At 36.1% G+C, this 15242-nt stretch carries 12 protein-coding genes; 8 read left to right on the top strand and 4 right to left on the bottom strand.

The window, feature by feature from the left end; genetic code table 11:
* Positions 1–200: 200 nt before the first annotated feature.
* The 4 genes from NDQ75_RS04790 (at position 201) to NDQ75_RS04775 (ending at position 3115) form a co-directional block, all read left to right on the top strand.
* Positions 201–1880 (top strand): glutamine--tRNA ligase/YqeY domain fusion protein, encoded by a 1680-nt coding sequence (locus NDQ75_RS04790; protein ID WP_202028261.1) that lies wholly within the window; start codon positions 201–203, stop codon positions 1878–1880.
* 178 nt (positions 1881–2058) lie between these two features.
* Positions 2059–2436 (top strand): YtxH domain-containing protein, encoded by a 378-nt coding sequence (locus NDQ75_RS04785; protein WP_202028260.1) that lies wholly within the window; start codon positions 2059–2061, stop codon positions 2434–2436.
* Between the two features lie 6 nt (positions 2437–2442).
* A complete protein-coding gene (locus NDQ75_RS04780; protein WP_202028259.1) occupies positions 2443–2802 on the top strand; it encodes a phage holin family protein in 360 nt (119 codons plus the stop codon).
* Positions 2803–2911: 109 nt separating this feature from the next.
* Positions 2912–3115 (top strand): DUF6327 family protein, encoded by a 204-nt coding sequence (locus tag NDQ75_RS04775; RefSeq protein ID WP_202028258.1) that lies wholly within the window; start codon positions 2912–2914, stop codon positions 3113–3115.
* Positions 3116–3229: 114 nt separating this feature from the next.
* On the opposite strand, the gene NDQ75_RS04770 is transcribed toward NDQ75_RS04775, so the two are convergent.
* Both NDQ75_RS04770 and gltX read right to left on the bottom strand, forming a co-directional pair.
* Positions 3230–4156, bottom strand: a complete 927-nt coding sequence (locus tag NDQ75_RS04770) for an SPFH domain-containing protein (RefSeq protein ID WP_202028257.1) — start codon at positions 4154–4156, stop codon at positions 3230–3232.
* 167 nt (positions 4157–4323) lie between these two features.
* Positions 4324–5853, bottom strand: coding sequence for a glutamate--tRNA ligase (gene gltX / locus NDQ75_RS04765; protein WP_202028256.1), 1530 nt, complete (start codon positions 5851–5853; stop codon positions 4324–4326).
* Between the two features lie 560 nt (positions 5854–6413).
* On the opposite strand from gltX, the gene NDQ75_RS04760 reads away from it, so the two are divergent.
* Positions 6414–6602: a hypothetical protein gene (locus NDQ75_RS04760; protein WP_202028255.1), complete on the top strand. Its 189-nt coding sequence runs from the start codon at positions 6414–6416 to the stop codon at positions 6600–6602.
* A gap of 234 nt (positions 6603–6836) precedes the next feature.
* Here NDQ75_RS04760 and NDQ75_RS04755 read toward each other — a convergent pair whose 3' ends face one another.
* Both NDQ75_RS04755 and NDQ75_RS04750 read right to left on the bottom strand, forming a co-directional pair.
* Positions 6837–7712, bottom strand: coding sequence for a DUF808 domain-containing protein (locus NDQ75_RS04755; RefSeq protein WP_202028254.1), 876 nt, complete (start codon positions 7710–7712; stop codon positions 6837–6839).
* 273 nt (positions 7713–7985) lie between these two features.
* Positions 7986–9041: an alkane 1-monooxygenase gene (locus NDQ75_RS04750; RefSeq protein WP_202028253.1), complete on the bottom strand. Its 1056-nt coding sequence runs from the start codon at positions 9039–9041 to the stop codon at positions 7986–7988.
* Positions 9042–9233: 192 nt separating this feature from the next.
* On the opposite strand from NDQ75_RS04750, the gene NDQ75_RS04745 reads away from it, so the two are divergent.
* The 3 genes from NDQ75_RS04745 (at position 9234) to mnmG (ending at position 15089) form a co-directional block, all read left to right on the top strand.
* Positions 9234–12620, top strand: coding sequence for a DUF4175 family protein (locus tag NDQ75_RS04745; RefSeq protein ID WP_202028252.1), 3387 nt, complete (start codon positions 9234–9236; stop codon positions 12618–12620).
* Positions 12613–13029 carry an rRNA maturation RNase YbeY gene (ybeY, locus tag NDQ75_RS04740; protein WP_202028251.1) on the top strand — a complete coding sequence of 139 codons (417 nt, stop codon included), beginning with the start codon at positions 12613–12615 and terminating at the stop codon, positions 13027–13029. The genes NDQ75_RS04745 and ybeY overlap by 8 nt, the downstream gene beginning before the upstream one ends.
* A 188-nt stretch (positions 13030–13217) precedes the next feature.
* Positions 13218–15089, top strand: a complete 1872-nt coding sequence (gene mnmG, locus NDQ75_RS04735) for a tRNA uridine-5-carboxymethylaminomethyl(34) synthesis enzyme MnmG (protein WP_202028250.1) — start codon at positions 13218–13220, stop codon at positions 15087–15089.
* Positions 15090–15242: the final 153 nt, after the last annotated feature.

Raw genomic sequence — 15242 nt, 5'->3', positions numbered from 1 at the left:
CACTCAAATGACGCAAAATTTTGTTGATAACTTCCATTTTCGGTTACAATTAAACACCGTTTCAGCTCGATTTTCTATTTAGTTTCACCGCTAAGCCGTTTTAAATGGTTTAGGTTGTAATGTTCCTAATATAAATCAGACTATCATTCCCGAAACACTGCAAAATTTACGTAATTTTGCCACTTTAAGTTTTTAAAAACATGGCAGAAGAAACAAAATCATTAAATTTTATTGAGCATATCATTGAGGACGATTTGAAAACCGGTTTTCCAAAAGAAAATTTACGTTTTCGTTTTCCTCCAGAACCCAATGGTTACCTGCATATTGGCCATGCCAGTTCTATATGTCTTAACTTCGGTTTAGGTGAAAAATACAACGCGCCTGTTAATTTACGTTTTGATGATACCAACCCTGCAAAAGAAGAGCAGGAATATGTTGATGCTATTAAACGTGATGTTGCTTGGTTGGGTTATGAATGGGATGAAGAGCGTTATGCCTCCGATTATTTCCAACAGTTGTACGACTGGGCGGTTGAATTAATCAAACAGCGAAAAGCCTATGTGGATAGTCAACCTTCCGAAGCAATTGCAGAACAAAAGGGAACGCCTACAAAGCCAGGAACCGATAGTCCTTATAGAAATCGTTCCGTTGAAGAGAATTTGGAGCTTTTTCAGCAAATGAAAGATGGAAAATTTGATTCCGGCGCTCATGTATTACGGGCCAAAATTGATATGGCTTCTTCTAACATGTTAATGAGAGATCCGATCATGTACCGAATTTTGCATAAAGCGCATCACAGAACAAATACCGATTGGTGTATTTACCCAATGTACGATTGGACACACGGTGAAAGCGATTACATCGAGCAAGTTTCGCATTCCTTCTGTACATTGGAATTTGCCATGCACCGAGAATTATACAATTGGTTTTTAGAGCAAGTTATCGATTCTAAAAAAGTACAACCGAAACAACGCGAATTTGCCAGAAGAAACTTGAGTCATACCGTGGTAAGTAAGCGAAAATTGCTACGTTTGGTAGAAGAGGGCGTTGTAAATGGATGGGACGATCCAAGAATGCCAACCATTTCCGGTTTGCGAAGACGTGGCTATACTCCGGATTCCATTAAAAACTTTGCACATACTATTGGTATTGCAAAAAGGGACAATTTAATTGATGTTTCTTTATTGGAATTTCATGTGCGGGAAGATCTTAATAAAAAGGCGCCGCGTATCATGGGTGTTTTGAATCCGTTAAAGGTGGTTATCACGAATTACCCAGAAGATACCGAAGAGTATGTAGAAGCGGAAAATAATCCAGAGGAAGAAGTACCTACATTTAGAGAAGTTCCTTTTTCACGCGAACTTTATATAGAGCAAGAGGATTTTAGGGAAGAAGCCAATAGAAAATTCTTCCGTTTAAAATTAGGTGGTGAGGTACGTTTGAAAAATGCCTACATCATTAAAGCGGAAAAAGCCATAAAAGACGACGAAGGAAATGTAATCGAAGTACATTGTACTTATGATCCTTTGAGTAAAAGTGGCAGCGGCACCCCTGAAAGTCAGCGAAAAGTGAAAGGAACTTTGCATTGGGTATCCATTAAACACGCCAAAGAGGTGGAAGTTAGGGAATACGACCGTTTATTTACTGTTCCAGAACCAGACCGTCAAGAAGGTAAAGACTTCTTGGAGTTCTTAAATCCTGATTCACTAAATGTAATCAAAGGGTATGTGGAGCCTAGTGTGGCAGATGCAAAAATTGGAGATCATTTTCAATTTCAACGCATCGGGTATTTTAATATTGACAAAGATTCAACACCTGAAAAAATGGTTTTCAACAAAACGGTTGGATTGCGCGACAGTTGGGCGAAAATTGATAAATAACTTATATTTTACACCATATTATTATAGGGGGCATCTCGTAGCAAGATGCCCTTTTTTATTTCCTTAACACAATCTGTTAATAATAAACTAATTACGGCGTTTTATTCGTAAAATTCCTTCATTTTGCGTACCTTAGGTACTACTGATAAATAAATTATTAATTCAAAAAAATAAAACTATGTCAAGCAACACAGGAAATACGTTATTAGCATTATTAACAGGAGCAGCTATCGGTGCCGGAATTGGAATTTTATACGCTCCAGACAAAGGAGATAATACTCGAAAGAAAATTCAGAAGAACGCTAAGAAAACTCAAAAGGAGTTAGAGAAGCAATGGAAAAAAACATCTTCTAAATTAGGTACGAAAGCTGATAAGGCTCGCGCTGAATTTGAATCTAAATTAGAGGACACACTTTCGACAATGAGTTATAAAGCTGATGATATTTTGTTAGCCTTAGAAGACAAACTTGAAGACTTGAGAGCGAAAAATGCTAAGCTTCAAAAAAATACAACTGTTAGCAATGTAGAAAACAAAGTTGCTAAAGCAGTTAAATAATAATATATGGCATTTGATAATATCTCGGAAAGCGCCAGCGAACTACAAAAAAGTTCGAAAGATTTTATAGATAGAAATATTGAATATTATCGACTGAGTGCTTTTAAGAAATTGACCAAAGGAACCACTTCAATGATTATGTTTATAATCATTGGAGCTGTTCTGTTTGGAGCCCTGCTACTTTTAACCTTTGCCATGGCATTATTTATTGGTGCTTGGTTGGACAATTTAGCACTAGGCTTCTTAATACTAGGCGTATTTTATATCCTTGTGTGCTTTATAGTTTACTTCGGATTTAAAAAACGTATAGAACGAAAGGTGCTTATTAAAGCTTCCAAGGATTTTTTTGACGAAGACGACATTTAATAACCCATCCGAAAATAACCAACTGAAGAAACATTTGCCTTTACACCTATATTTATAGTAGTGTTGAAGGTTTTACAGGTGTTACTTCTGAAAAAACAAACGTTAGCACATGAAAGTATATACTTCATTTGAAGAAATAGATAAAGACCTGAAAGTGTTAAAGCTTCAGAAAGACATTGCTAAAGAAGAAATTAAATTGAATTACAACGATTTGAAGGAGGACCTTGGATTTTTGAATGTGGTGGGTAGAACTACCAGTTATATTCTTAGAAGAGCTTTAGCATTAAAAATTTTTCAAAAATTCTTTAAGTAAGATATCTCCCCAGACTTAAGATGCCGTTTGATACCAACGAAGACGGGAGAAGAAAAGCGTTGCTGAAAGTAATTTTCAGCAACGCTTTTTATTTTTTTATGAACTCGTGAGCTTTTAAGCTTCGCCGGAATCTTCCTTGCGTTTGCGTTTCATGGCCTCCCCTATTTGATTACTTGCAGTAAAAGAAGCAACCATATTGTTCAGCATATCACTTCCAGCTTGAGGTGAGTTAGGAAGTAAGATTAGATTACTATTGGTTTCTTCTCCAATTGATTGTAACGTATCGTAATGTTGTGTTACCACTATGAGCGCCGAAGCCTCTTGCGAATTGATACCCACCTTATTCAATACTTCCACTGATTCTTCCAGTCCGCGTGCAATTTCCCTTCTTTGGTCGGCAATACCTTGTCCTTGTAATCGTTTGCTTTCCGCTTCAGCTTTAGCCTTTTCCACAATAAGTATTCTTGCGGCATCTCCTTCAAATTGTGCAGCTATTTTCTCGCGTTCTGAGGCGTTAATTCGGTTCATGGCTGCTTTCACCTGTGCGTCGGGGTCAATGTCCGTTACAAGCGTTTTAATGATGTCAAAACCGTAATCTAACATTGCATCCTGCAATTCTGTCTTTACCGCAATGGCAATATCATCTTTTTTAACGAAGACATCGTCCAATTTCATTTTTGGAACTTCTGCCCGCACCACATCAAAAACGTATGACGTAATTTGTTCGTGTGGATACTCCAACTGATAAAAAGCTTCGTAAACCTTAGTTCGTATCACTACATATTGAACTGATATTTTAAGTTTTACAAAAACATCATCTAACGTTTTTGTTTCTACAATAACATCCAACTGCTGAATTTTAAGGCTTAACCGTCCAGCAATACGGTCTACTATTGGAATCTTTAAGTGCAGACCGGAATTTCGTATACTATGAAACTTACCAAATCGTTCGATGGCGACGGCAGTTTGCTGCTTCACTATAAAAAATCCCGTAAATAGGATAATAATTCCGAAGAAAATAATAGGTGCAAGAAAAATCATAACATTTTAATTTAAATACGTTTAATGCTGTAAATTACGAATTATCCCTATACCATTATGGGTTGTGAAGAAAATAATTGACTTTTCAACTAATATAAAGAAGCATAAACCCCAAAGGTTTTGAAAACCTTCGGGGTTTATATAGGATGTAAACGCCTGTTTACTATTTATCCAAGTGTTTCGACTGCTTTTTTCAAACGGGAAACAGTTTCATCTTTTCCTATCATGGCAATAATATCAAAAACGTGCGGACCTTTCATTTCTCCTACAAGTGCTAATCGCAATGGAGGCATTACTTTTCCAAAGCCCAGTTCTTTATCAGAAATCCACTGCTTTACAACCGTTTCTATATTTTCTGAAGAGAAATCCTCGATACCTATAATTACATCAGCGATTTGATTCATATACTCGCTCGTATTTTCTTTCCATTGCTTTTTGGCAGCTTTTTCTTCATAAGAATCTGGCGCAACGAAGAAGAAACTAGCCAATTCCCAAAAATCCGATACAAAATCGGCTCGCTCTTTAATGAGTCCGACAACTTGGCTAGCATACTCCAAATTGGTATTCACGCCTTGCTCTCCAAGAATGGAAACAAATTTTGAAGCTAACATTTCATTATCCTTTTGCTGCAAATATTGATGATTATACCATTTGGTTTTATCTGGGTCAAAACGTGCGCCTCCTTTATGAACCTTTTCCAGCTCAAAAGCGTTTACTAATTCATCGAGACTAAAAATTTCCTGCTCCGTTCCCGGATTCCAACCTAAAAAGGCCAAGAAATTAATCACTGCATCATGAAAATAACCATCTTCTCTGTATCCACGTGAAACATCTCCGGTTTTAGGGTCCTTCCACTCCATCGGGAAAACAGGAAAACCTAATTTATCTCCATCCCTTTTACTTAATTTTCCTTTTCCTGTTGGTTTTAAAATTAATGGTAAGTGAGCGAATTCCGGCGCTTTCCAATCGAAAGCTCTGTAAAGTAAAACGTGCAATGCTAACGATGGCAACCACTCTTCCCCACGAATTACATGGGTAATATCCATTAAATGATCATCCACAATGTTTGCCAAGTGATATGTGGGCATTCCGTCACTCTTAAAAAGTACTTTATCATCTAGAATATTAGAATCTATTTCAATATCCCCGCGAATTATATCCTTAAGCTGTAATTTTTCATCTTGCGGACATTTAAATCGGATGACATAATCCTCATTATCGTCCAATTTCTTTTGAACTTCTTCCGGAGAAAGGGAAAGCGAGTTCTTCAATTTTAATCGGTTATGCCAATTATAAATAAAGGTTTTACCCTTTTCTTCATGATTTTTTCGGTGCTCGTCCAGTTCTTCAGGAGTATCGAAAGCATAATAAGCCCACCCATTTTCAATAAGGGTTTTAGCATAATCTTCATACAAATATTTGCGCTCACTTTGACGGAACGGGCCGTACTTTTCTTGTACTTCCCGTGGGGAATCAGGCCCTTCATCGTAAGGAATTTGCAGCCAAATTAAAGAGTCAATTATATACTTTTCTGCTCCTTCCACAAAACGGGTTTGGTCGGTGTCTTCAATTCTCAACAGAAAATCACCACCGTGTTTTTTTGCAAATAAGTAGTTGAACAAAGCGGTTCTCACCCCTCCAATATGTAACGGTCCGGTTGGACTCGGTGCAAAACGCACACGCACTTTTGTACTCATCACTTAAATTTTTAGCAAAGATACTTTTTTTGGATGTAGTTGTAAAGAGGGTTTGGCTTTAAAAGTGGGCAGTTTTAGTTTAATGATAATTTTTTGTAGTGGGTTATGTTGCCACTGATTCACTAATGTTATTGTGAATTGTTTGATTGTGGATTTACACGGGTTGCAAAGTTGTAAAGGGACAGAGGGGAAAAGTTTTTTTTGGTGCTGTTTTATAGTAAGCTCTAAGCTTTACGCAATAGGCTTTTTTTTGAAATATTTGCTCGTTAATAGTTGATAGTTGTTCGTTTTTCCAGACAACTCAAAATTCCTGCCAACTGGATACTGACCACTGGCTACTAATTATAGCTTTCAGTATTCAATTAGGTCACAAAGGTTCAAAGTAGCAAAGTGGCAAAGTTGTTCGTTACTCGGGTAGAACTAGAAACTTTAAACTAAAAACCCGCTTCAAAATTAAAAACTTCCAGCATCGGTCTTCAGTCTCCTGTCTTCCAACTCCCATCTATTTGAGTTATTTAATACAGTTTTCACCCTAAATGACCCACTTTTTAGGTTAAACGATGATATTTTTAGGTGGTACACCCAAAGTTTTAGGTAGCAAAACTAAACGTTTAGGTTGTTCTTTTAAACTTTTAGGTGTTTTACCTAAAGTTTTAGGCTTTGAACCTAAAGTTTTAGCCTCAAGACCTAAAATTTTAGGTTCGGGACCTAAAAATTTAGCTTCAGGACCTAAAAATTGCCCGATTTGACCTAATAACTACGTTTTAAGACCTAAAAGGAATGTTATTTGGTCTAAACGGTGGGTTTTTAAACCCAAATGATTGGTTGTTGAGTCGAAAAGTTGTTCAAATGATGAGTGGCAAAGTGGGCAAAAGTTTCGTTGTTTGTTGACTGTCAATCGGTGCTCATTTTTCACAGACAACCGAAAATTCCTGCCAACTGAATACTGACCACTGGCTACTAATTCCAGCTTCAAGCTTCAATTACTTTCTTATTGCTTTATAGACTTTTGAAAATCCGCTGAAAACCAGTAATGCCAAAAAGCCTACAATCAATCCAACTAGAAAATCCTTAATCATACCAGGCATCCACGGAAAAATATGATGCAGATAATCAATGCTATGTGTAAAAATACCACCCGATACCAACAATAACGCAATGGTTCCAATGATGGTAAGTCCTTTAATGACTTTTGGTAAGGCATTCACTAAGAATTCACCCAACTTATGCAAAAAACTAGTTTCACTTTTACTTTTCGCCATAAGTTTTAATCCAGCTTCATCCATTCTAACAATTAATGCCACAATTCCATACACACCAACCGTTGCAATTAAAGCAATAACCGTTACAACCATTACTTGTGTCCAAATGTTTTCTTCTACTACTGTACCAAGGGCAATAATTACTATTTCTACGGAAAGAATAAAGTCGGTAATGATGGCTGATTTTATACGTTCTTTTTCAATAGCTAGAATTTCTTCTTTTGTTTGAACTTCTTTTATTTTTTCAGCTTTAGAATCGTGGTGAGGCACAAAATAATGATAGATTTTTTCGGCACCCTCAAAAGCAAGATAAATTCCTCCCAGCAGAAGTATCACGGTAATGGCAACGGGAAGGAATGCACTCAGAAGAAATGCAACCGGTAGAATTATAACTTTATTGAGCAGTGACCCTTTACTTATAGCCCATAAAACCGGTATTTCCCTTGCGGAAGCAAAGCCCGAAGCCTTTTCAGCATTTACTGCCAAATCATCCCCTAATATACCTGCCGTTTTTTTGGCAGCAACTTTGCTCATTGCGGCTACGTCATCCATTAACGTAGCTATATCGTCTAGAATTGCTAAAATTCCTGATGCCATGGTAAAAATTTAAAATTCAGTATAAAAATAGTGGAATGTTAAGATTAAATCCTAATGGTAATGTTTTAATTTTTTGAAGTCGATAATCTAAAACTTTCAGATGGAAATCAAAACCCACCTAAATGAAATAAAATTAAAAATGTTTTTTTCAATGGTCGTTAAGGTAAAATGATGATGTTTTTTGATTCAAAGACCCTTTTTTCAGGTTAAAACCTTAAATTCTAAATCCTCCTCGTCCAATATTTTAACGTTTCAACAGAATACTTATAGATTTTACGCGGCGATACTGGGTTTCATCTCCGAAGGAATTCTGGGATTCATAATTTTAAACCAAAGCGGTGGAATGAGCGCCAAAACCATTGACGTAGGATAACCATAAGGCATTTGCGGACTTATATCGTGGTATTCCAAAATTTGGTATTTTTTTGATGATCGGTAGTGGTGATCGCTATGACGCGTTAATTCGTACAACATCATACGGCCCAAGACGTGATTGGAATTCCAAGAATGTATTTCCTTAACTCGTTCGTATCTTCCGGAGTCTTTTTTCAGGCGTATCAATCCGTAGTGCTCAATGTAATTAGTAGTTTCCAAAAGTAAGAAACCTACTACTCCACTTAAGACTGCAAAAAGCAAACCTATACCTTGGAAGAGTAGAAATATGGTTACAAGATAAATCATTTGCGCGCAGAGATACCAAAGCATATCATTTTGAATGGCAAAAAAAGATTTATCCTCTCTTCGAAGCAGTTTTAATTGAATTTTCCAAGCACTAATGTATTGGTGCACAATCGACTGTATCCAAAAATTATAAATGTTTTGATTGTATCTAGCGGTAGCTGGGTCTTCATGAGTTGCGGCATTAACGTGATGACCAAAGTTATGCTCAATATAAAAATGCATATAATGAGAAGGCAATAGTAAAAGTTTGGCAAAAAATCTTGCAATTTTCCCCTGTCGATGGCCCAATTCATGTGCAACGTTTATTCCATTGGAACCTAATACAATACCAACTGTAAAAACTAATCCTATAAATTCTGTAGTTGAATAAGCTTCCGAGGTAATCATTTGTAAAGCGGCAAACAAAATTCCAAAAACTATGGGAACGTTAAGGTATAAAAGCGAATCAAAAAATTTAGATTTGGAACGCGATTCTATCTCCTTCGGGCTATAATTACTTGCATCCTGTCGCAGGATAATTTCAAGTATTGGGATAAGAACAAAGGAATAAAAAGGAGTTAGAAATGTAAAAACTCCACCGAGGTAAATTCCAACCGCCGCGGAGATAGGAATGGTGAATGCCATTAGATATTTAAAATCCGATTTCATTTTATCAATTGATTATCAACCTATTAAAGATAATAAAAAAAGAGAAAAGGTTTTTAGTTTATTAAGTTCTAAAATATTTCACGGCATCGAACTGGAGATAAATTTAATTCGTAGCGATAGAAGTGACTGATTATTAATAAAAAACAAATTGTATTTTTACGTACCTGCAGAATTGCTAAGAAGAAAAATTGTATGTCTACATTCACTATCATAAAGAAAAAACTGGAAGGTTTTTTGCGTAAATATTATACCAATGAACTCGTAAAAGGTGCTTTGTTGTTCGTTGGGATAGGTTTGCTGTATTTTATTATTACCGTTTTTTTGGAATATTTCTTATGGTTAGGAACTACTGGAAGGCTTATTCTATTTTGGCTTTTCGTAGGTGTGGAAACTATTCTTTTCGTTAAGTTTATCATCGTGCCAATCCTTTATCTATCTCAAATAAGAAGAGGGATTGATTATAAAAAAGCTTCAGAAATTATCGGTAACCATTTTCCAGAAGTTAACGACAAACTGTTGAACCTTTTGCAGCTTTCCGAAAATCATCAAAAATCGGATTTGCTACTAGCGAGTATAGAACAAAAGAGTGCGAAACTTACTCCTATTCCCTTTCAAACAGCTATCAATTTCCGAAGTAACCTGCGTTATGCTTGGTACGCTCTAATACCTATCTCGATTATACTGATTGTTATATTTTTAGGAAAAGTGAGCTTGTTTACTGATAGTTATAAGCGTGTCGTAGATTACAAAACGGCCTATGAACCTCCTGCTCCATTTCAGTTTTTTATTCTGAATGATTCATTAACAGCGGTAGAAGGAGAAAATTTTATTCTGAAAGTAAATACAGCTGGCGAACTCATTCCAGAAAACGCTCAAATTAATATTGATGGAAATACTTTCTTTTTGAAGCAGGCAAAAATGGGGGCGTTTTCATACACCTTTAACCAACCAAAGGAAAATGTAGCGTTTTCATTATCGGCCAACAACGTGAATTCGCGCCCTTACAATTTAAGGGTGATTCCCACTCCTTCGTTGATTTCTTTTAAAATGAAAGTTACCCATCCCGCTTACACCGGCGGCGAATCGAAAATTTTGGAAAGCACAGGAAATGCAACCGTTCCGGAGGGCAGTCAAATTGAATGGATGTTGGAAACGAAAAAAACAGTATCCGTTGCACTTCAGCTGAAAGATACATCTTTGCAATTTGAAAAAAACGATTCGCAATTTGAGCTCGCAAAGCGTGTTTATCAAAATTTTGACTACAGTATCGCTACAAGCAATGAATTCTTAAAGGATTACGAGAAACTGGGTTATTCCATCGCAGTTGTAAAAGATCAATATCCCGAAATAAAAATTTCTGAAAGAACAGATTCTACACAGTTGAACAGAAAATTATATCTCGGACAAGTCTCCGATGATTATGCGGTAAAAAAAGTCGAACTTGTTTATTTCAAACAGAAAAGTGACAGTTTACAACGACTTGAAATTACTATAAAAAAAGGAAGCTTTGACGAATTTGGATATGCTTTTCCAGGTGACTTGAATTTGGAAAAAGGAACTTCTTACGAATATTATTTTGAGGTTACCGACAACGATGCTATTCACGGAGGTAAATCGACTAAAAGTAGTGTGTTTTCCTACCGAAAACTTACCGACAGCGAAGTAAAGGAACTCCAACTTCAGCAACAGCAGGAAAACATTGAAGATATACAAAAATCGCTAAACGATGCTAATAAATCGCAAAAGGAGCTTCAAGAAATTACCGAAACTAATAAGCAAAAAAGTCAGCTGAATTTCAACGATAAGAAGAAAATAGAGAATTATTTAGAGCGACAGCAACAGCAGGATGAAATGATGAAAAGGTTCCACGATGAACTTAAAGAAAACTTGGAAGAATTTCAAAAAGAAAATAAGGAAGAATCCGATTTTAATGAACTACTGCAAGAACGCTTGGAACGTCAGAAAAAAGAGTTGGAAAAGAATGAAAAATTAATGGAAGAACTGAAAGAAATTTCTGACAAAATAAATAAAGAAGAGTTGGCCAATCGCTTAGAACAACTAGCCAAACAACAGAAAAAAGACAACCGCAGTCTTGAGCAAGTATTAGAACTCACAAAAAGATATTACACTTCTGCGAAAGCAGAAAAGGTAAAACAAGATTTAGAAGAACTAGCCAAAGAACAGGAAGAACTTTCTAAAAAGGAGGGCGACGAAAACAATGCCGAAAAGCAAGATTCTTTAAACAAGAAATTCAAAGACATTCAAAAGGAATTGGATGCACTAGAAAAACAAAATAAGGAATTGCAAAAGCCTATGGAATTGGGCACAGACCCAGATTTGGAAAAGGAAGTGGAACAAAACCAGCAAGAAGCCAAAGACAAACTTGAACAAAAAAAACAGGACCAATCAACCGACCAGAATAAAGAAGATAGTTCTCAAAAATCAGAAAAGGAAGCCAAACAAAAGCAGCGAAATGCAGCCCAAAAAATGAAGGAAATGGGTAAAAAAATGGGGGCTTCTATGCAGGCCGGCGGTCAAGAAGGAATGCAGGAAGATATGGAAATGTTACGTCAAATTCTGGATAATTTATTGGTCTTTTCTTTCGACCAAGAAACCGTCATGGAACGCATTCAGCAGTACAATTCAGAAATATCAAACCTTTCGGTATATTTAAAAAAGCAGAATGAATTACGGACTTTGTTTGAGCACATTGATGACAGTCTTTTCGCACTCTCCTTACGCCAACCAAAAATTTCAGAAAAAATAAATGAGAACATTACGAATGTATATTACCATATCGACAAGACCTTGGAACAATTTGCTGAAAATGAATTGTACCAAGGAGTTGCTAACCAGCAATATACTTTGACGGCAGCGAACGAACTCGCTGATTTTTTAAGTGACGCACTTGACAATATGCAAGAAAGTATGAGTAGCAGTGGAAGTTCGGGCGGCAGCTCTAAAGATTTTCAATTGCCGGATATTATTCAATCCCAAGAACAGCTTAACCAACAAATGCAGGAAGGAATGAAAAAAGGCGAAAAGAGTAAACAGAATTCCGAAAAAGGTAAAAATGGTGAAAAAAACGGTGAAAACGGAGTCCAAAAAAAGGACGGGCAAAAGGATGGTGAAACCGACAATAAAAGTTTTGGAGGCGAACAAATGTCTGAAGAACTCTTTGAAATTTACAAGCAACAGCAACAACTTAGAAATGCATTGGAGGAACAATTGAAAAATTTGAATAGTCCGAGCCAACAACAAAGAGCAAAATCTTTAGCGAAGCAAATGGAACAAATTGAAAACGATTTATTGGAAAAAGGGTTTACCAATGCGACGGAGCAAAAAATGATACAATTGCAACATCAATTATTGAAATTGGAGAACGCCGCATTTGAACAAGGGCAAAAAGAAGAACGTGAAAGCAATACAAACACCAAGGAATATTCTAATTCTTCTACAAATAATTTACAAGAGATACAACAATATTTTAATGAAGTTGAAATATTAAATAGACAAGCCTTACCTTTGCGGCAAAATTACAAGCAAAAAGTAAACGCTTATTTTAAGGAAGATGATTAGTTTTAATTACGAGACGGAATTTAAAATTAAAAATGAAGAAGATTATGTGTCTTGGATTGCTTCCATTTTACAATCTGAGAAAAAAATGGAAGGAGATATCAACTACATTTTTTGCAACGATGCTTACTTGCATAAGATAAATGTTGATTTTTTAAACCACGACACCTTAACAGATATAATAAGTTTTGATTATTCTGATGCCAAAACAATTTCCGGTGATATTTTTATCTCTGTTGAAAGGGTTGAAGAAAATGCCGACGAATACAACGTAGCTTTTGAAACTGAATTAAAAAGAGTGATGGCTCATGGTTTGCTTCATTACTGCGGATATAAAGACAAAACCGAAGAAGATACAAAAATTATGCGTGCAAAAGAGGAAGAAAAAATCGCGCTCTTTAAAAAAGATTAGATCTTTCCATTCGGTTATTCTACATAAAGAACCTAGAAACGGCGAGGTTTAAGAAAGCTGTTTCACGTGGAACCAACTTACCACGTCGTAATATTCCACGATAGTAAATTTTAATAAATAACTCAATTCGGCTTTTGATGTCGATACTGAAAACCCTCAAAAAAAATTAATATAGAAAACCATTTTTTATGTTTGATAAAGAATATGATGTGATTGTTGTTGGAGGCGGACATGCAGGATCTGAAGCTGCTGCTGCTGCTGCAAATATGGGTTCTTCTACCCTACTCATCACAATGAATTTGCAAAATATAGCCCAAATGTCGTGCAATCCGGCCATGGGAGGTATTGCAAAAGGTCAAATAGTTCGAGAAATTGATGCCATGGGCGGCTATTCTGGTATTGTTACTGACAGAACGGCTATTCAATTTAAGATGCTTAACAAATCCAAAGGTCCAGCAATGTGGTCGCCAAGGGCCCAAAGTGACCGAATGCGTTTCGCAGAAGAATGGCGCCTCATGTTAGAACAGACTCCAAATCTAGATTTTTACCAAGAAATGGTTTCTGGATTAGTTATAAAAGACGGAAAAATAACCGGGGTTAGAACCTCTTTAGGCATCGAAGTTAAATGTAAATCGGTTGTGCTTACCAATGGAACATTTTTAAACGGACTCATACATATTGGTGAAAAGCAATTTGGTGGTGGCCGTGCCGGTGAAAGAGCAGCCACTGGAATTACCGAAGATTTAATTAATTGTGGTTTTGAAGCAGGAAGAATGAAAACGGGAACACCACCCAGAGTAGATGGACGTTCATTGGATTTTAGTAAAATGACCGTGCAACCAGGTGATGATAAACCGGAGAAATTTTCATATTCAGACAAAACAAAACCGTTAAATCATCAACGGGATTGTCATATGACTTATACCAGTAATGAAGTTCATGATTTACTTCGTGAAGGTTTTGACCGTTCACCAATGTTCAATGGAAGAATAAAAAGTATTGGTCCGCGATACTGCCCTTCCATTGAAGATAAAATTAACAGGTTTGCTGATAAAGACAGACATCAAATATTTGTTGAACCAGAGGGATGGGATACGGTTGAATATTATGTAAATGGTTTTTCTACTTCCCTTCCAGAGGATGTTCAATTTAAAGCTTTGCGATCTGTAGCAGGTTTTGAAAATGTGAAATTCTTCAGACCTGGTTACGCTATTGAATATGATTACTTCCCTCCTACGCAGTTAAAACATACCCTTGAAACGAAATTGGTGGAAGGTTTATATTTCGCTGGTCAGATAAATGGAACTACTGGATATGAAGAAGCAGCATCTCAAGGTTTAATGGCTGGAATCAATGCAAGTTTAAAAGTACAGGAAAGAGATCCATTTATTCTACAAAGAAACGAAGCTTACATTGGCGTTTTAATTGATGATTTAATTACAAAAGGAACAGAAGAACCTTACAGAATGTTTACTTCCCGTGCTGAGTACAGAACCTTGTTACGACAAGATAATGCCGATCTACGTCTTACTCCAAAAAGTTTTGAAATAGGTCTAGCCACGGAAGAGCAATTGAAAAGGATGGAAGAGAAAGAAAATCTATCGAATGCATTTGTAAATTTCTTTAAAGATACGAGCGTTAAACCAGAAGTAATTAATCCTATTTTAGAAGAAGTTAATTCTGCACCTATGAAACAATCGGATAAAATGTTCAAAATATTCGCCCGTCCAAATGTAACTTTAGAACACTTAAGACAAGTTGAAGAGGTAGAAACTTACATTCAAGAAAATGAATTAGACCAAGAAGTTTTGGACCAAACTGAGATACAAGTTAAATATTCTGGGTACATAGAAAAGGAAAAGAACAATGCTGATAAATTGAATCGTCTAGAGGAAATTAAAATTCCAGAAAATTTCGATTACAGTAAACTCAAATCTTTATCCTTTGAAGCGGCAGAGAAACTAAGAAAAATTAAACCAAGAACTCTTTCACAAGCTTCAAGAATCAGTGGTGTTTCTCCAAGCGATATTAGTGTTATGCTCGTTTATATGGGTAGATAAAAATCAATAAAATAAATTTTATTAAAAGGGTTCCACGTGGAACCCTTTATTTATTGATACAAATTTCCATCAATAAAACAACTCAAAAGTTTAATAACGCAATAAACGGATTACAATAAAATAGTATCTTGGCGGTTTAAATAACTTATGAAA

The organism is Galbibacter mesophilus, from assembly GCF_023721415.1.
In the GTDB taxonomy this organism is placed as follows: domain Bacteria; phylum Bacteroidota; class Bacteroidia; order Flavobacteriales; family Flavobacteriaceae; genus Galbibacter; species Galbibacter mesophilus.
This window is presented reverse-complemented; position numbering and strand designations above follow the sequence as displayed.

Bases quoted from the DNA above. Each gene is read 5' to 3' on its own strand.
- NDQ75_RS04755 (WP_202028254.1), bottom strand. From the start codon at position 7,712: ATGGCATCAGGAATTTTAGCAATTCTAGACGATATAGCTACGTTAATG.
- NDQ75_RS04780 (WP_202028259.1), top strand. From the start codon at position 2,443: ATGGCATTTGATAATATCTCGGAAAGCGCCAGCGAACTACAAAAAAGT.
- ybeY (WP_202028251.1), top strand. From the start codon at position 12,613: ATGATTAGTTTTAATTACGAGACGGAATTTAAAATTAAAAATGAAGAA.
- NDQ75_RS04750 (WP_202028253.1), bottom strand. From the start codon at position 9,041: ATGAAATCGGATTTTAAATATCTAATGGCATTCACCATTCCTATCTCC.
- mnmG (WP_202028250.1), top strand. From the start codon at position 13,218: ATGTTTGATAAAGAATATGATGTGATTGTTGTTGGAGGCGGACATGCA.
- NDQ75_RS04770 (WP_202028257.1), bottom strand. From the start codon at position 4,156: ATGATTTTTCTTGCACCTATTATTTTCTTCGGAATTATTATCCTATTT.
- NDQ75_RS04760 (WP_202028255.1), top strand. From the start codon at position 6,414: ATGATATTTTTAGGTGGTACACCCAAAGTTTTAGGTAGCAAAACTAAA.
- gltX (WP_202028256.1), bottom strand. From the start codon at position 5,853: ATGAGTACAAAAGTGCGTGTGCGTTTTGCACCGAGTCCAACCGGACCG.
- NDQ75_RS04775 (WP_202028258.1), top strand. From the start codon at position 2,912: ATGAAAGTATATACTTCATTTGAAGAAATAGATAAAGACCTGAAAGTG.
- NDQ75_RS04785 (WP_202028260.1), top strand. From the start codon at position 2,059: ATGTCAAGCAACACAGGAAATACGTTATTAGCATTATTAACAGGAGCA.
- NDQ75_RS04790 (WP_202028261.1), top strand. From the start codon at position 201: ATGGCAGAAGAAACAAAATCATTAAATTTTATTGAGCATATCATTGAG.
- NDQ75_RS04745 (WP_202028252.1), top strand. From the start codon at position 9,234: ATGTCTACATTCACTATCATAAAGAAAAAACTGGAAGGTTTTTTGCGT.